The 16135-nt window shown below is 64.7% G+C and carries 14 protein-coding genes and 4 tRNA genes; 8 read left to right on the forward strand and 10 right to left on the reverse strand.

Features of this window, described 5'->3' with window-relative positions; translation table 11 throughout:
* The first annotated feature begins 8 nt into the window (after positions 1–8).
* From EV580_RS02625 to EV580_RS02635, 3 genes are all read left to right on the forward strand, one after another.
* Complete coding sequence (locus EV580_RS02625; protein ID WP_133689589.1) at positions 9–869, forward strand: universal stress protein; 861 nt, start codon at positions 9–11, stop codon at positions 867–869.
* 24 nt (positions 870–893) lie between these two features.
* Positions 894–1559, forward strand: a complete 666-nt coding sequence (locus EV580_RS02630; protein WP_133689590.1) for a response regulator transcription factor — start codon at positions 894–896, stop codon at positions 1557–1559.
* Between the two features lie 179 nt (positions 1560–1738).
* On the forward strand, positions 1739–3391 hold the full coding sequence (locus EV580_RS02635; RefSeq protein WP_255497128.1) for a sensor histidine kinase: 1653 nt from the start codon (positions 1739–1741) through the stop codon (positions 3389–3391).
* A gap of 37 nt (positions 3392–3428) precedes the next feature.
* Here the strand turns inward: EV580_RS02635 and EV580_RS02640 are convergent, their stop codons facing one another.
* The gene (locus EV580_RS02640; RefSeq protein ID WP_133689592.1) at positions 3429–3716 is read right to left on the reverse strand and encodes a hypothetical protein; all 288 of its coding nucleotides are present in this window, start codon (positions 3714–3716) and stop codon (positions 3429–3431) included.
* A 291-nt stretch (positions 3717–4007) separates the two neighbouring features.
* Here EV580_RS02640 and EV580_RS02645 point away from each other — a divergent pair, with 291 nt between their 5' ends.
* Entirely contained in the window at positions 4008–4901 is an 894-nt protein-coding gene (locus tag EV580_RS02645) for a universal stress protein (protein WP_133689593.1), read from the forward strand.
* Between the two features lie 14 nt (positions 4902–4915).
* Here EV580_RS02645 and mgtA read toward each other — a convergent pair whose 3' ends face one another.
* The 4 genes from mgtA to EV580_RS02665 form a co-directional block, all read right to left on the reverse strand.
* On the reverse strand, positions 4916–7534 hold the full coding sequence (gene mgtA / locus EV580_RS02650; RefSeq protein ID WP_133689594.1) for a magnesium-translocating P-type ATPase: 2619 nt from the start codon (positions 7532–7534) through the stop codon (positions 4916–4918).
* An 18-nt stretch (positions 7535–7552) separates the two neighbouring features.
* A complete protein-coding gene (locus EV580_RS02655; protein WP_133689595.1) occupies positions 7553–8428 on the reverse strand; it encodes a universal stress protein in 876 nt (291 codons plus the stop codon).
* A gap of 196 nt (positions 8429–8624) precedes the next feature.
* Positions 8625–9524, reverse strand: a complete 900-nt coding sequence (locus EV580_RS02660) for a nitroreductase family protein (RefSeq protein ID WP_133689596.1) — start codon at positions 9522–9524, stop codon at positions 8625–8627.
* Positions 9525–9710: 186 nt separating this feature from the next.
* Positions 9711–9785 (reverse strand) — tRNA-Val (locus tag EV580_RS02665).
* Between the two features lie 151 nt (positions 9786–9936).
* Between EV580_RS02665 and EV580_RS02670 the strand changes: the two genes are divergently transcribed.
* From EV580_RS02670 to EV580_RS02680, 3 genes are all read left to right on the forward strand, one after another.
* Positions 9937–10009 (forward strand) — tRNA-Gly (locus tag EV580_RS02670).
* A gap of 28 nt (positions 10010–10037) precedes the next feature.
* Positions 10038–10111, forward strand: a tRNA-Cys gene (locus EV580_RS02675).
* Between the two features lie 11 nt (positions 10112–10122).
* Positions 10123–10197: transfer RNA gene (locus EV580_RS02680), tRNA-Val, on the forward strand.
* Positions 10198–10269: 72 nt separating this feature from the next.
* Here EV580_RS02680 and EV580_RS02685 read toward each other — a convergent pair.
* The 3 genes from EV580_RS02685 to EV580_RS02695 form a co-directional block, all read right to left on the reverse strand.
* Positions 10270–12504 carry a hypothetical protein gene (locus tag EV580_RS02685; RefSeq protein WP_133689597.1) on the reverse strand — a complete coding sequence of 745 codons (2235 nt, stop codon included), beginning with the start codon at positions 12502–12504 and terminating at the stop codon, positions 10270–10272.
* A 69-nt stretch (positions 12505–12573) separates the two neighbouring features.
* Complete coding sequence (locus tag EV580_RS02690; protein WP_133689598.1) at positions 12574–13182, reverse strand: TetR/AcrR family transcriptional regulator; 609 nt, start codon at positions 13180–13182, stop codon at positions 12574–12576.
* Between the two features lie 158 nt (positions 13183–13340).
* Complete coding sequence (locus tag EV580_RS02695; RefSeq protein ID WP_133689599.1) at positions 13341–13850, reverse strand: Rv2253 family sensor-like surface protein; 510 nt, start codon at positions 13848–13850, stop codon at positions 13341–13343.
* Positions 13851–13935: 85 nt separating this feature from the next.
* Here EV580_RS02695 and EV580_RS02700 point away from each other — a divergent pair, with 85 nt between their 5' ends.
* Complete coding sequence (locus EV580_RS02700) at positions 13936–15111, forward strand: cytochrome P450 (RefSeq protein ID WP_133689600.1); 1176 nt, start codon at positions 13936–13938, stop codon at positions 15109–15111.
* 226 nt (positions 15112–15337) lie between these two features.
* Here the strand turns inward: EV580_RS02700 and EV580_RS02705 are convergent, their stop codons facing one another.
* Both EV580_RS02705 and EV580_RS02710 read right to left on the reverse strand, forming a co-directional pair.
* Complete coding sequence (locus EV580_RS02705) at positions 15338–15631, reverse strand: EF-Tu/IF-2/RF-3 family GTPase (protein ID WP_133689601.1); 294 nt, start codon at positions 15629–15631, stop codon at positions 15338–15340.
* A gap of 9 nt (positions 15632–15640) precedes the next feature.
* Entirely contained in the window at positions 15641–16135 is a 495-nt protein-coding gene (locus tag EV580_RS02710; protein ID WP_133689602.1) for a hypothetical protein, read from the reverse strand.

Here is a 16135-nt window from a genome sequence, read left to right on the forward strand (position 1 = left end):
GGTGTGCCATGAATGACGGCGCGGTACCGCGGCCATCGGTGGTCGTCGGGATCGACGGTTCACGCGACGCGCTGACCGCGGCGCTATGGGCAATCGATGAGGCAGTCCTACGGGATATCCCATTGCGCCTGGTCTACGCGATACACCCCCGTCCTGGAGCAACACCCGAGGACGCGGCGCGGGACTTGGCCGTCGCCGACACCGCGGTCCGGATGGCGCTGATCGCCATCGAATCGACGGACAAGCCCGTCAAGGTCGAGATCGAGATCATGCAGGGCCGGCCCGTGGACATGCTCCTGGAAGCCAGCCGCGCGGCGGAGATGACCTGCATCGGGGCGATCGGGATCGGCACGGCGACGGGCGTCCGTCTCGGTTCGACGGCCCTCGCCCTGGCCAACAACTCACATGGTCCGGTAGCGATCATCCGAGGATTCGATCCGGTGATCCGTAACAAAGCCGTCGTCGTCGAGATCGATGCATCGGCCGAAAGCGATGTCGTGCTGCAGCGCGGAATCGAGGAGGCGCAGCTTCGCCACGCACCCCTCGTGGCGATCTCCACGTGGCGAACGGAGGCCGACAGCCGGAACGGCGCCGGTGCTGTCGCCGAGCAGAACCGGGTCCTGACCGCCGCCCTCACCAGGCGGTTGGCGCGATCGGGGCACAGTCGTCCTCAGCGTGACGTGACCCCGATGGCCGTGCACGGCAGCTTGCCCGCCTATCTGGCGGAGCACGCCCGCACCATTCAACTGGTGATCGTCAGCCGTCGGCGCCCACACGGAATCGCCGAACTGGTCGGGCCGCCTTGCTCGCTGGCCCTTCACGGGACCGACTGCTCGGTGCTGATCTGCGAACCGATGAGACCGCTGTGACCGAGTCGAACATCTGGAGGAACCATGGTGACCGTTGTCCTTGTGGACGATCATGAGGTGGTCCGTCGCGGCCTCATCGAGTTGCTCAGTGCCGATCCCGACCTGGAGGTCGTCGGCGAAGCCGCATCCGTGTCGGAAGCGTTGGCACGAATACCCGCACTGCGACCTGACGTCGCAGTTCTCGATGTCCAACTGCCGGACGGCAACGGCGTCGAACTGTGTCGCGAGCTATTGGCACGCCTGCCGGATCTTCGGTGTTTGATGTTGACGTCGTTCACGTCGAACGAGGCGATGCTGGACGCCATCCTCGCCGGAGCGAGCGGATACGTCGTCAAGGACATCAGGGGCATGGAATTGGCCAAAGCCATCAAGGATGTGGGAGCGGGCCACTCGCTGCTCGACAACCGGGCGGCGTCGGCACTGATGGCGAAGCTGCGCAGCACGGCCGACCAGTCAGGTCCCCTGTCGAGCCTCACCGACCAGGAACGGGTCCTACTCGGGCTGCTGGGCGAGGGGCTCACCAACCAGCAAATCGGCGATCGAATGTGTCTGTCGGAGAAGACCATCAAGAACTACGTATCACGACTTCTCGGCAAACTCGGAATGGAGCGTCGCGCCCAGGCGGCAGTGTTCGCCGCCAAGCTCGACCAGCCGTCCGCTGACTACACGCGGCCAACCCTTCTCCCCTAGCTTCGCCTCTCCCGTAGCTTCGCCATGACTTTCGCCGGAGCTTTCGGTGTCTTCCCCCTGGCCACGCCGTCCCGTAGCATTGGCGCCTTCTCTAATTCCTGAGCTGGAGGGCCCGGCACATGGAAGCCGATGACGGTTCAGCCTTCGCAGCTCTCGGGCGACGCGCGTTGGTCGGCAGCATGCACGCCCAGCTCGACGAACTGCTCGGCGCACGGGATCAGATGGAGCACCTCCTTAGGATCATTGTCGGGCTGGCCGCTGACCTCGACTTGGACGCCACACTGCGACGCATCGTCACCGCGGCCATCGAGCTGACCGGCGCAACGTACGGCGCCCTAGGGGTGCTAAGCCCAGACGGCAGCCTGGCGTCGTTCCTGCATTCGGGACTCGATGACACCACCGCGGAGGCCATCGGCCACCTGCCGGTCGGTAAAGGAGTTCTCGGTGTGCTTCTCGAGCACCCAGCCCCGTTACGGCTCAGCGATCTCACAGCCCATCCGTCCGCGGTCGGATTCCCCGAGCACCATCCGCCGATGCACGCATTCCTCGGTGTGCCCATCACGATCCGTGACACCGGGTTCGGGAGCCTGTACCTGACCGAGCCGAAGGGGCGGCGGGAATTCTCGGAATCGGACGAAGCTGTTGCGCGCGCGCTGGCGTCTGCTGCGGCAGTGGCCATCGACAACGCCCGGCTGTTCGAAAACGCACGCTCGGCGGCCACGTGGGTCGAAGCGAGTCGCGCCATCACCACCGCGGTATTGTCCGACACCGAACCGGTGCAGCAGCCACTGCGCCTGATCGCCGAGAAGGCCTGCGAACTAACCCATTCTGAGCAGGGCATCGTTCTTGTCCCCAGCGATCCAGACCTCCCGGCCGACAGCGTCGAGGAACTGGTGGTCTCCACAGCAGTGGGTCTGATGGCCGATACGGTGGTCGGTCAGCTCATACCGGTCGAAGGCTCAACGACCGGTGAGGTGTTCCGCTCCCGGGTACCACTGATCACCGAATCGTTTCGTCATCCCATCCAGGCCTTCACCGACGTCGGACAGCGCCCGGCGATCGTCATGCCGCTGTGCGATCAGCAGTCCGTGCTCGGCGTTCTCGCCGTAGCACGCAACATGCACGAAACTCCCTTCGACACACATCATCTGAAACTGATGCGAGATTTCGCCGACCATGCGACCGTCGCACTGAGATTGGCCGAAAGCCGCGAACAAGCACAGGAAATGTCGCTGATCGCCGACCGCGAGCGAATCGCACATGACTTGCACGACCACGTCATTCAACGACTCTTCGCCGCCGGCATGGATCTGCAGGGGACCATCGCGCGCTGCCGGTCCGAGGACATCAACAAACGACTGGACCGCACCATTGACGACCTGCAGTCGACGATCGAGGAGATCCGCACCACGATCTTTGCGCTGCAATCCCGAAGCCACGACGCCGACGGGTTTCGCAAACGAATCCAGACCGCCATCACCGAACTCACCGACGATCGTGACATCGAAACGTCAGTACACCTGTCGGGGCCTCTGCAGATCGTGGAGGCGGGCGTCGCCGCACATGCCCTGGCAGTTGTTATCGAGGCGGTCAGCAACGCCGTGCGCCACTCGGGCGCAAGCCATCTCAGTGTCGGCGTCGACGTAAGCGACCACCTGACAGTCGACGTCGTCGACGACGGGTGCGGCATCGATCAAACCAACCGGCGGCGCAGTGGTTTGGCGAATTTCGAGCGCCGCGCCCAATTGGTCGGCGGCACCTGCACCATCACCACCGCACCCGGCAGCGGCACCCACATTCACTGGGCCGCGCCACTGACTACTGAGCGTTGAACGCTCGAGCACTGAGCAGCGGCACGCGTGTGATCGACTAGTCGTCGGTGTCTGACTTCGACAGTGCCCGATCAGCCGCCTTGAGCAAGCTGCGATGGAAGTTGTATTGCGCTTTGACCAGATCATCGGCGAGCTCGAGCGCCGCGTCGACGAGCTTGTTGCGCAGCGGCTGAACGGATTCAGGCATTGCTGCGTCCACCGCATCGTGGAACTTTCGCAACGCCTTTCCAGCCGCGTGTTGGCCGGCCTTGGCCGACTCGCGCACCTCGTCCGCCAACTCGTTCGTGGCCGATCCGGCAGGGACGTCTTTCGTCGTGTGCGTCATGGCGCAACTCCTCTCGGTTGGTTAAGTACTGCGAGACCAACACTATTGACCGCGGCGCGGGCATCCTATGGGCGAAGGTCCCCCGACGAGGAGCCGCTGGTCGGCATGATCTGGGATCGACACTGCCGCCGACCACGATGACCGGTGTGACGAGAGCCTTGTCGCGCGAACCCTTCACGGCTGGCTGAGCATCACCAAATGTCCTCGTCGGTCGTGACCTCCGGCTCTTCTTCGCCCACGTCCGGCGTAGTCAGATCGAGGTATTACGAAGCGAAGCCAAGGAGGACAGCGATGGCAAACGCTACAGGGATCGTTGTGGCGGTCAATGGTTCACCGTCAGCACATCCCGCGATCCGTTGGGCAGCTCAAGAAGCACACATGCGTCATCTGCCGCTCACCGTCGTCCACGTGGCTGCGGACATCCCATTCCCGGTGTCCACATTGGGGTGGCCGGCTGGACGGGTGCCCGAGGAAGTGCTTGCCGGCTGGGAGGAAGACATCGAAGAACTCCTCGCCGACGCGGTGGACATCGCCAACGACACCGTCCTGGACGGGGACCCGCTCGACATACACAGCGAGAGGGGCAGCGGAAACCCCGTTCCCACACTGGTCGATCTGTCCAAGGACGCGCACATGTTGGTGGTGGGCAGCCGCGGACGAACGGGATGGACCAGCCGCCTGCTCGGGTCGGTGAGCTCCGGGGTCATCCATCACGCCCACTGCCCGGTAGCCGTCGTCCATCGCGAAAGCGTGCTGCCGCGCCGGCTCGGGAAACGACCGGTGTTACTGGGCGTGGACGGCTCACCCGCTTCTGAGCTGGCGACGTCCATCGCATTCGACGAAGCATCCAGGCGGGCAGTGGATTTGGTGGCAGTGCATGTGTGGAGCGACGATGACATGTCGCTGTTCTCAGGCCTCGAGGATTCGGTCCTCCGTTCAGCCGCACGGGAAACACTGGCCGAGGCGCTGGCCGGCTGGCAAGAACGCTATCCGGATGTGGTGGTACACCGCCTGGTCGAGGTGGCTGATCCTGCCCGCCACCTGGTGGCCCAGTCCGAGAGGGCGCAACTGGTGGTGGTCGGCAGCCATGGCCGCGGCGGTTTCGCCGGAATGCTCCTCGGTTCAGTGAGCACCGCTGTCGTGGAATCTGTACAGATACCGGTGATCGTCGCACGACACCGTTGAGCGTGGGTGCAGGTTCAGCCCGCATGGCTGAATCGTGCTGCCCGCCGGTGGATTCGGTGTTCGATGCCACGAACGCGATGCGGCTGTCCATGCAGTCGCAGCGGATCGGCGTAGAACACTGTCTTCGTCAGTTCGACCAGCACGAGGTACAGCACCGTCATCGCAACGAGAGCGGCGAAGAACGACATCGGCAAAGCGGTGAAACCCAGCATCCCGGCAAGCGGGGACAGCGTCAGTGCCACTCCTAGCGCAACGACCACGAACGTGGACACCGCCAACACTCCCCCGGGCCTGCTGCGATAAAAAGGAATCCGACGAGTACGGACCGCAAAGATGATCAATGTCTGTGTGGCAAGGGATTCCACGAACCAACCGGTACGGAACTCGACAGGGCCCGCGTGCAGGACGCCGAGCATCAAGCCGAAAGTCAGAAAGTCGAACAACGAACTTATCGGTCCGAAGGTGAGCATGAAGCGCCGGATGAAGGAGACATTCCAATGCGCCGGGGCATGTAACTGCTCCGCGTCGACTCGATCGGTCGGAATCGCCAATTGAGAGCTGTCGTAGAGCAGATTGTTGAGCAGGATCTGGCTGGGCAGCATCGGCAAGAACGTGAGAATCGCCGAAGCGGCTGCGGCACTGAACATATTGCCGAAATTGCTGGAAGTGCCCATCAGCACATACTTAATGGTGTTGGCGAAGATACGACGGCCCTCGGCAACGCCGGTCGCCAGCACTCCGAGGTCTTTCTCGAGCAGGACCACGTCCGCGGCATCCTTCGCGACGTCGGTGGCGCAGTCGACCGAGATTCCGACGTCCGCTGCATGCAGAGCCAGCGCGTCGTTGACGCCGTCACCCAAAAAACCCACGGCACGGCCGTGCTGACGGGCTGACGTGATCAGCTGAGCCTTCTGCTCCGGTGAGATCCGGGCGAAGATGGTGCAGTTCTGCACTCGGTCGTCGAATGCACTGTGATCGAGGGCCTCCAGTTCCGCGCCGGTGACCGTTCCCTTCGACACCAAACCGAGTTCTTGACAGACCTTTTCGGCGACTTGGGGGTTATCGCCGGTGGCCACTTTGACTTCGATACCGAGCTCTGTCAGTTTCACCAGGGATTCGCGGGCTGCGGCCTTCGGCTCGTCAGCGAACACGAGGAAGCCAGCCAATGTCAGATCGGATTCGTCGGCCGCCGTGATGCCCGATAGCCCAACAGCCGCTCTGCTGGCGACGGCCACCACTCGCCGACCATCCTCGAACAGCGCCGCCACGACGGGCTGCGGCCCGTCGCCGATCCCTGCGCACCGGGCGAGCACTTGTTCGGGGGCTCCCTTGACGATCAGCGTTCGCTCCGCGCCGTCGCCGACGAGAACCGATGCGGCGCGGCGGGTGTGGTCGAACGGCAGAGTGGCCACCACGGACGGTTGTTCGGCCGGGGCGCAGCGTCGGGCTCGCGGCGACTCCCACAGTGCGGCATCGAGGGCGTTGGACGCTGCCGCACCGCTGGCAGGATCCAGGGCAGTAGCCAACAGGCCCAACTGAAGGACTCGGTCTGAACTGTGTCCTTGGGTGTCCAGCGCATCGATCAAGGTGATGCGGCCCTCGGTCAGCGTGCCGGTCTTATCGGTGACCAGAATGTCGATATCGCCGAGGTCTTCGATACACACCAGCCGTTTCACCAGAACGTTGAGTTTGGCCAACCGACCGGCACCGGTGGCCAAGCTGGTACTCACTACGGCGGGTAAGAGTTGCGGCGTGATGCCTACGGCAATCGCCAAGGAGAACAGGACGGCCTCGATGATCGGCCGATGCAGCAGGAGATTGCACACGAGGATGACCGCGGTCAGGGTCAAAGCCACCCACAGTAAGAGGTAGGAGAACCGGCGTAAGCCGGACTGGAACGCCGTCTCGGGCTGGCGCATTCCCAATCCCACCGCGATGCGCCCGAATTCCGCCGCAGACCCGGTCGCATAGACCATCCCGCGACCCTCACCGGCGGTGACCACCGTGCCCATCAACGCCAGATCGGCCCGGTCAGCGATGGAGATATCCGAATGCACTGGAGTGCAGAGCTTTTCAACTGGAACAGACTCGCCGGTGAGGATGCTCTCGTTACATTCCAAGCCAGTGGCCGCGAGTAGCTTGACATCGGCCGGCACCACCTCTCCCAGCCCGAGCTCGATGACATCGCCGGGAACCAGTGTGGTGACATCAACCCGGACCCAGTGCCCATCGCGCAACGCGACCGCGCTGTGACGCAGGCTGGAATGCAATCGAGCCGCCGTCCGCTCGGCTCGGTATTCGTTGGTGAAACCCAGGCCGACACTGGCCAGCAAGATCACCCCGATGACGAGCGCCTGGGTACTGTCACCGAGGAAGAAGGACAACCCGGCGGTGGCGGCCAACAACAACAGGATCGCACTGCGGAGCTGACGGACCAGGATTGCCAAGGCGCTGACCCTGTGGCTGCGTACGGCGTTGGGGCCCAGTCGAACCAGACGTTCTTGCGCCTCAGCGCTGGTGAGCCCGTCAGTGGTGCTGTGGAGCCATCGTGCCACGTCTTCCGAATCGGCGGCGGCCACCGACGACGCCGTGAGCGGGCCCGCGCCCTGAGGTGATACGTCAGTAGCGCTCAACGCCCGATACCAGCCGCGTCATTCAGATTTGCGCACGACGAGCACCGGTACCCGCGCCCGCTGCACAACGGCGGCACCGACCGAACCGAGCAGCATGCCGGCAAAGCCTCCACGACCGTGGCTGCCGACCACCACGAGCTGAGCATGTTCGGATTCTTTCAGCAGTTGGTCGGCTGCGCGATGGGCAACCACCACGCGTCGCACGTGGACGTCCGGATACCGCTCCTGCCACCCGGCCAGTCGCTCGGCGAGCACCTCCTCGCCCCAGATCTCCACATCCGACCAGTGGACGTCAGGATGATCCCATCCGTCCCAGTCTGTGCACGCGTGAACCGCGACCAGTTCCACACCACGTCGGGAAGCCTCATCAAAGGCGAGTTCGGTGGCCGATTCGGAGAACGACGAGCCGTCGATGCCGACGACCACCGGCGCCGTGGTGCTATCGGGAAAGACGTTGTCCTCGTGCAGAATCGCGACCGGACAGTGCCCATGATGGGTCAACCCGGACGCGACCGATCCCAGCATCGTCCTGAATCGCGACCGGCCACGAGCCCCCACCACCATCATCTGAGCATCTTTCGACAAGTCCGCCAGCGTGGAAATTGGCACGCCCGTGGCGATCTCACTGGTGACGTCGATCGGGTCGGCCACCTCATGAGCCCGCGCCACCGCGGCGTCGAGTGCGTCACGACACGCGGCTTCCTGCCACATTTCAAATCCCGTCGGCAATGCCACACCGGGGGCCACCACCATCGGCGGCGGAAGCACGTACACCAGCCTCAGCGGCAGACGGCGCATGGCCGCTTCGCGCGCCGCCCAACCAACCGCAACCTGCGAAGCGGGCGATCCGTCGACACCGACGACGACACCATGATGCGTTGCGGCCCTGGCCATTATCGTCTCCCACCCGTTGCGACCCGTTGACATCACCGACGGTATGGTGCGACGGCCACGATGCCGCAGAGTCGTTGGTCACCCGACTGCGGCATTCCGACCTTGCTTCCAGGGTGCCCTCGCCATCGGGGCCGAGTCCATTGGTCATCGGCCAGCGGGACCAACGACACTCCCCTCCCGTTGTGCTCGAGCCGTGTCAGACGACGAATACCGATCCATCCAGCCATCGCACCCCCTCGCCCAAGGGGCGCCGAGGGGTTGCGGGCAACGGCTCAGCGTTCAGCGGCGGCCAGCCCACCCGCAGCACGGCCTGGGGAAAACGTTCACCGTCGAATGTACTGGTGCGCAACGCCGCTCGCGTGTCATCCACTTCGAGAACTTCTGATACGTCACACGAGGCCAGACCCTGCGCGGTGGCGGTCAGCATCACTGCGCTGGTAGCCTCCCCGGCCCGCAGCGCAGCGCCCACATCATCGGAGGCAGTACCCAGCGCCAATATGCTGCCGTGGCCGTCGGCAACGACATCGGCTGCCTCGTAGCGGCCAGTCCAGTTCCTCATCTCGAGGGTGTAGCCCTGATCGCCTGCATGGGCGTTGATCGCTTGGGCAATCAGAGCGGTGAACGCGTCGCTGCATTCGACGCGCCGCAGCGTCACACCGAGCCGAGCCGCACGGGCACTCATCAACACGATGTCCGCCATGGCGACCGGCCACGAGCTGTAGTGACGCGGATCGGTTCGCCGCCGCGGGATAGCGGCGGCCAGCGCGACGTCGACGCCATCGGGTGCTCCGCTGTTGGTCTGCAGAAAAGCGAGGTGCTCGGGCTCAGCCGAATCCGGAAACCGGCGAATGAACGTGCGCCAACCTAGTGCGGCGAGCGCGACGGCGGCGTGATGCAGGGTGGCCCCACAACTCACCATCGTGTCGCGATCTCGGGTGTCCGTGCGTGGCAGTCCGCCATCGGTGCTGGCGTAGAGACTCATGCTGTGCGGCCCGACGCGCCACTGCCAGGGCTGGCTGTTGTAGATCGACGGCGCGCGGTTGGCCAGTTCGAGGGCGGCGCACAAGGTGAGGTGGTCAAGGGAGTCCGTGGTCATGTGATCACCAGCTCGAGAGAGAGAACTACCGCGTGTGATCGACATTGCTCGGCGGCCATTCCAGCTACCAGTGCCGCAAGTCCCCGGATTTGAGGACGAAGACTCGACGGACGTCACTGCGGTGGGAAGGAGGTTTCGAGGTCTATCGCCGGGCGGCCTACACGGGCCTTCATACCGGGCGATTGGTGGTGGTCCCGGCTGGTATCGAACCAGCGACCTTCCGCGTGTGAGGCGGACGCTCTCCCACTGAGCTACGAGACCGGGTGGCGGACCGAACGTGAACACTAGCACGACAAGGCCATCGGGCCGGAATGCGCCAAGGCGCCACGCGTGAACAGTGGGGATTTGTGTGGCTTCGGTTGCGTCGACTATTGTCGTCCTTCGCAGCGGGCGACGATCTCGTTCGAGGCGTGCGGATGTAGCGCAGTTGGTAGCGCATCACCTTGCCAAGGTGAGGGTCGCGGGTTCGAATCCCGTCATCCGCTCGAAGGTGCAAGCGGCATCAGACCCAACGGTGGAGTGGCCGAGTGGTGAGGCAACGGCCTGCAAAGCCGTGCACACGGGTTCGATTCCCGTCTCCACCTCCAAGTTTTACCCCGCGCGATTAGCTCAGCGGGAGAGCGCTTCCCTGACACGGAAGAGGTCACTGGTTCAATCCCAGTATCGCGCACCAGAGTTTACGCAGGTCAGAGCCTCAGAAGCACGTAGCTCGGCGGTCAGGTTCGGTTGAGGACCTCGGCAGACGTCAGCCGTACACCCAATCGATGCGGGCATAGGCGGGGCCGCCATTGCCGCCTCGACCAGAGTTGTTGCCATTCAGGCTTGCTCCCCCGCCGCCACCGGGTGCGCCGTAGCTGATGCCGTCCGCACCGGCCTGGGCAGCGGTGGTGATCGACGCAGCGCCGCCACCCGCACCGGGGCCGGTCAGCCCCGGGACCGCACCCGAACCCGCGGCCGGGAGCGTGCTGTCGACGACCCCACCTGCCGGGGAGGTACCGGGTTGCGACATCCGTGCTTCGCCGCCGCTGCCGCCGTTGGCCGCGACGTTGGCGGCCGTGATTCCGCCGCCGGCCCCGGCGCCCCCGCAGATATCGATCCATCCGACGCCGGTCCCGTTGCCGCCGGCACCGCCGGATGTGGACGCGCTCGCACCACTGGCGCTTGCCGGGGCGGTCGGCGCGGCTGCCCAGTTGCCGCCGGCGCCTGAGGTTGCGGTGCCGCCCTTGCCGGGGAGCGTGACCGTCGACGACATGGCGCTGTACCGCTGACTGCCCATCTGGAAGTAGGTGAAGCCGGGGCTGCTCGCGTCGTTCCCGTCGGTGTTGTCGGTGGTGACGGCCGCTCCGCCGAGGCAGGGAGCCGACACGGCCAACCCCCAGGTGGTGTTGGACCCGACCGGGATGAAAAAGTCACGGATCACCCCGAAGGCTCCACCACCGCCGCCTCCACAGCGGACGGTACCGGCGGCACCGCGGCGACCCGAACCACCGCCGAACCCGCCGGGAATCATCGTCACCCGCACCCCGACGGCACCGGCCGGGATCGCGCGGTTGGTGAGGTTGACCGATGATGCGCCCGCCGACACCGTCCACTCCTGGGACAGGTCGTTGCCGGTGTGCTTGCCGACGAACAACGTTGCCAATGCGGCCTTCACGTTCGCCCACGTGAGTTTCTTCAACGTCCACGACGCGGCGCTGTCCGCGATGGCGAGCTCGTCGGCGTCGACAGGGGTGCTCTTGCCGAGCAAGGTATGGGTGACCATCGAGTCGAGAGTTGCGACCACGTTGACGCCGTCGATCGTGATCAGCGACCTGCGCGTGTCGCCTGGGTCGAACTGCGACACCATGGCGATACCGACGCTGGTGCCGTGACCGCTGCCCGGGACACCGGGCCCCTTGGCCCGGATCACCGGATCTCCCCATGGGTTCTCTTCAGTCCGAACGTAATTCGCGCTGTCGCCCCGCACTCCGAAGCGTCCCGGATCGCCGATGGTCACGAATCCGATTTCGTTGCGGGCATAGTGTCCGAAGCTGGGGCTGTCGACGCGTCCGGCGAAGACGACTTTGTAACTGTCCGGCGCGATGTTTCCGGCGACGAACGGGGCCGAGAAGTCGTTGAAGATCAGGGATCCAACGCCACGCAGATTGCCCCCGCCGTGCCAGTTCATGTCCACATGCCCGACCGCGCCGGCGTTGGTGGTCTCGCCCGACCAATCCATCCCGGCCTCGATATGGACGTAGTCGTCGCCATCGCTGCCGAACGTGAACGCCACCCCGGAGTTCGTGGCCCCAGGATTGCAATTGAACTTCATCGCCCACGTACAGCCCACGGCGGCAACATGATTGCGCACGATGACGCCGTTCTGATCGGCCTCCGCGCTGAACCCCCAGTCGAGCATGTTGTAGGACCACGACGTGGTCCCGTACGGGAGCGGGTGATCGGGGTGAGCCTCAAGCACGAAGTTGGTGGTGTTGTTGTCTCCCTGAATCCGCAGCCTCCCGTACTCGCACCACGAGTAGCGGTTCTGGCCGAGGAAACCAATACAACCCTCGGTGGTGAAGCCGGAAATGCGGACGTCCTCGACCACCGGGGCGACGAGATCGCCGAGCTGCAGGCCGATCGCATCGTCGTTGGTGTTGTTGACACCCAAGATGGTGACGCCACCGAGGACGCCCCCACCGCGACCGGGGGCGGTGGTTCCCCCGGTGGAAACCGTAGAGTCCCAGACCTTGAGGGCTGGACCAGTACCGCGGAAATCGATGCTGGTGACACCCAGGCCGGGGAACTTGAAGTACTGCCCCGGGTGGGCGAGCACAGCCGAACCGTCGAGCCGATAGGTGCCGACACCGAATTCGATGACGCCCGAATCGGTTCCGAGTTGAGCGATCGCCGCCGCCACCGCGGTATCCGAGGGAGTGGTACCCGTCGGGTCACTACCCGGGAAACTGTCCACACAGATGGCCGTATCGCAATTCGTCATGCTCCTGCCCTCCGAGCCGCTTGTTGTGTCCCCGCCCCCGTCTTACCGAACACCTGTCGCGGGCCACGGTCAACGCCCGTCGGTCGTACCTTTTCCGGTGACCTGGGTAAAGGTGCGGTCCAGCCGGCCGCCCATGCGATCGGTATCGATCAGGTCGACCTGCGGGGTGTCGTCGATCTTGTCGTTGATGCCGGCCGCATAGGTGGCGGTCACCACTGCCGACCACACCGTCACGGCGCGGGTGATCTCGGGGTCGTCGACACCAACGCCGCGGTGTTCAGCGAGAGCTCGAGGCAGCATCTTCTTGCGCCGATCCGAAATCATCTGTGCCACATCGGGATACTTCATCGCAACGATGCCCATCTGCTGCATCCTGAACAAGGGCACCGGCCCTTCTCCGGCGACGGTGCGACTCAGGACAATCTGATGCGCGTCCCGCAGCGCCTCCACGAGGTCCTCGGCGGCCGCGGCGGTGGCGAGCTCCTCGAAGACAGCGGCGAACATGTCGTCGACCACGGCAACGATAAAGGAGTCGTTGTCCGGAAACTCGGCGGCCAACGTATCAAGATCGACACCGCTCGCTGCCGCGATGTCGGCCAGGGTTGTCGAGGCGTATCCCCCGCTGATGAAGAGTTCGAGTGCGGTGTCCACGATTGCGTCGCGGTCCAACTCGGTCATCCCGAAGCCTCCCAGGTCGGCGCGCGTACCTCGGCATGGAAATTAGCAAGAGACTGACGGAATGAACATGTTTATCGTTCGGCTTTCAGAGTGCGCGACAGACAGTTTGCCGTTGCCGCCAGGCATCTCTCGCACGATTGGTCATTTCCGGCGTGAACCTAGGCCCGTTCGGCAGCCATGTTCATATCGACAGTGCCCTGGCACGCCCCGCTGTAGATCTCGGTATGCATTGTGCCGGAAAGGGTCCCGTCAGCTTGAGGTGTGTAATGCACCTCGGCGTGCGCTGGATTCCACTGGATCGTCTCGTCGGGCATCATGCACTGCCACTGGAAATCGCTGGCTTGGGTCCACGACGATCCATCCCAGGTGAACACGACGGGCTGCGGAACCGTCGGGTTGCTGGGTGGCGGACCGCTGGTGATCGTGGCGGTGCACTTTGCGTTCGTACAACTCGACTGGAACCCATACGTTTCGGTGTGTTGTTGCTCGGGCTGGCCGGCCGCCATGCTCGTTCCGGCTTTCGGACCGACGATGAACGTGATCGCGTACTCACCATTCCAGGACGCGGTGTCGGCGGACGCGACGACAGGCAAGCACACTGCGGTCACAGCGGACGCGGCGCACAATCCGATAAGCGCGCTCAGGTCGCGACGATCCAGGTGAACCACCGCTCGATACTAAAGCCCACGCAAACAAGACCAATAGTCTTAAAAAATCTCCCGCGCGGCCCGAGGCAGTCGTACGCTGCCAACCATGACCGCCACCGCGCAGCTGCCGTTTCGCCAGAGCCATCCCCTGCGCTCCCCCGACCAACTGCGCGCACTGCAGGGCACCGGGCCGATCCACAAGATCCTCACCGCTGTCGGCGACGAGGCCTGGCTAGTCACCGGCTACACATTGGTGCGGCGGCTGATGGACGACGAACGGCTGGGTCGCACCCACCGCGATCCTGCCAACGCGCCGCGCAGCCGGACGTCGGCATTGTTCGGCGGCCCGATCGGCGACTTCGACTCCGAGCCCACCGACCACGCCCGCATGCGCCGGCTGCTGCTACCGCATTTCGGGCCGCGACACATGCGCACCCTGCACCCCAAGGTCGAGGGCCTGTGCACCGCGCTGCTCGACGACATGGAACGCCATGGATCACCCGCGGACCTGTTGACCGGCCTGGCTCAGCCGCTTCCCATTCTGGTGATCTGCGATCTACTCGGCGTGCCCTATGCCGACCGAGATCGCTTCCGGCTGTGGGTCGATGACGCCGCCTTCTCACCCGATGACGACGTCTCGCTGAAGGGACTCGAATCCCTCCTCGGCTACGGCATGGAACTGGTGACCGCCAAACGCGCGCATCCCGACGACGACGTCATCTCCCGGCTGTGCGACGAACCCGACCTCTCCGATTTCGAAATCGCCACCCTCGCAATGCAGTTGCTCTTCGCCGGGCATGAAACAACCGTCACCCAGATCTGGGTGGGCTCGCTGCTGCTGCTCACCAACCCCGACCAATGGCAGGCACTGCTGGCCGACGCCGATCTCATCCCCAAGGCCGTCGAGGAAATCCTGCGTGCCGGCATGGTCGGTGGCGTCGGTGTCCCCCGATACGCACGAGCCGATATCGACGCCGACGGTGTGACGATCCGGGAAGGCGATCTCGTCCTGCTCGATCCCGGTGCCGCCAATCACGACCCTGAGTTCTTCGCCGACCCCGACCGGCTCGACCTCGCGCGCACCGGCACAGCCCACGTCGGTTTCGGCTACGGCCTGCACTACTGCGTCGGGGCGGCGCTGGCCCGGCTGGAACTCAAGACCGTCTACTCCCAGCTGATCCCCCGGTTCCCGACCATGCGGTTGTGTGCCGATCCCTCGACGATGACCGCCGGCTTCCATTCCCTGTCGCACGGCCTGGTCGCACTGCCGGTGACCTGGTAGAGCTTGCCTTACTGATTCGTCAATTTTTCTTGCGAAGTCGGCTTCCCGCGGGCGCGGATTGTCGTACATTTTGACGAAGCTGCGAACACAGCCGACCGGTCGGGGTCCGGTACAGAATCAGCCGAAACCTGACCGTCACAAGCGGGTCTCCAGGGGTGGGTTACGCGAAGGTGGCCACCCCCTTGGGCCACCGGCCCCCCGCCCCTGGGGACCACTTGGACGTTCGTCAGAGAGTGACCTCGACACCGCCGGATGCCGGCTCGACGCCACCCGACGTCAGCACATCGCCCGGTGAGATATCGCTGCGATCGAGGTCGGAGAACAGCAGCCCGACGTTGTCGCCGACCACCGCCTCGTCCACCTTCTTGCGGAATTGTTCGACGGCCGCGACCTGGGCGGCACGGGCGCCGTTGACGCGCACCTCGTCGCCGACCCGAACCTCGCCGAGTTCGACACGACCCGTGGCGACGAGACCGCGACCCTTGATGACAAACACGTCCTGGACCGTCAGGCGAAACATGCGCAGACCCTACCCGCCCTGATCCTCGGACCACAGGCAGTTGCCGCTGAGCGTGATCGTGAACAGTTTGGGCAGCACCTCCAGTTGCACTGGCTGACCCGGCTGCCCCTGCGAATGCACAAGGGGTGCAAGCACTCCCGCGCTCACCACAGTGACCTGATCGGCACCGCACACGGTGACCGGATCCAGCGGGCTGGCCGTCCACGATCCCGAACGCAGGTTCGGGTTGCGGAATCCCTGACCGTGCAACGTGATCTCCGGCCCGTAGCTCAGCCATCGACTGCTGGGGTCGAACGGGGCGTCGACCGAAGCCCAGTTGCCGGCCCGGTCCGGGACGGGCTGGCACACCAGGAAGTCCCGTCCGCCCGGCAGCTGCGTCATGACGTTCGCGAACGTCTGCGGGCACAGTGCGCCGGCCTGGGGCACGGGATCGTCGGCATGTGCAGGCACTGGAAACGACAGCGCGACAACCGCCGCCGCGATCAGGGCGCCGCGCCGCCGCAC

The sequence above is a fragment of the Mycobacterium sp. BK086 genome (assembly GCA_004362315.1).
Taxonomy (GTDB): Bacteria; Actinomycetota; Actinomycetes; order Mycobacteriales; family Mycobacteriaceae; genus Mycobacterium.

What these genes read in the sequence shown, in the direction of transcription:
- EV580_RS02625 (WP_133689589.1), top strand. Translation starts at nt 9, where the DNA reads ATGAATGACGGCGCGGTACCGCGGCCATCGGTGGTCGTCGGGATCGAC.
- EV580_RS02630 (WP_133689590.1), top strand. Translation starts at nt 894, where the DNA reads ATGGTGACCGTTGTCCTTGTGGACGATCATGAGGTGGTCCGTCGCGGC.
- EV580_RS02635 (WP_255497128.1), top strand. Translation starts at nt 1,739, where the DNA reads ATGCACGCCCAGCTCGACGAACTGCTCGGCGCACGGGATCAGATGGAG.
- EV580_RS02640 (WP_133689592.1), bottom strand. Translation starts at nt 3,716, where the DNA reads ATGACGCACACGACGAAAGACGTCCCTGCCGGATCGGCCACGAACGAG.
- EV580_RS02645 (WP_133689593.1), top strand. Translation starts at nt 4,008, where the DNA reads ATGGCAAACGCTACAGGGATCGTTGTGGCGGTCAATGGTTCACCGTCA.
- EV580_RS02655 (WP_133689595.1), bottom strand. Translation starts at nt 8,428, where the DNA reads ATGGCCAGGGCCGCAACGCATCATGGTGTCGTCGTCGGTGTCGACGGA.
- EV580_RS02660 (WP_133689596.1), bottom strand. Translation starts at nt 9,524, where the DNA reads ATGACCACGGACTCCCTTGACCACCTCACCTTGTGCGCCGCCCTCGAA.
- EV580_RS02685 (WP_133689597.1), bottom strand. Translation starts at nt 12,504, where the DNA reads ATGACGAATTGCGATACGGCCATCTGTGTGGACAGTTTCCCGGGTAGT.
- EV580_RS02690 (WP_133689598.1), bottom strand. Translation starts at nt 13,182, where the DNA reads ATGACCGAGTTGGACCGCGACGCAATCGTGGACACCGCACTCGAACTC.
- EV580_RS02700 (WP_133689600.1), top strand. Translation starts at nt 13,936, where the DNA reads ATGACCGCCACCGCGCAGCTGCCGTTTCGCCAGAGCCATCCCCTGCGC.
- EV580_RS02705 (WP_133689601.1), bottom strand. Translation starts at nt 15,631, where the DNA reads ATGTTTCGCCTGACGGTCCAGGACGTGTTTGTCATCAAGGGTCGCGGT.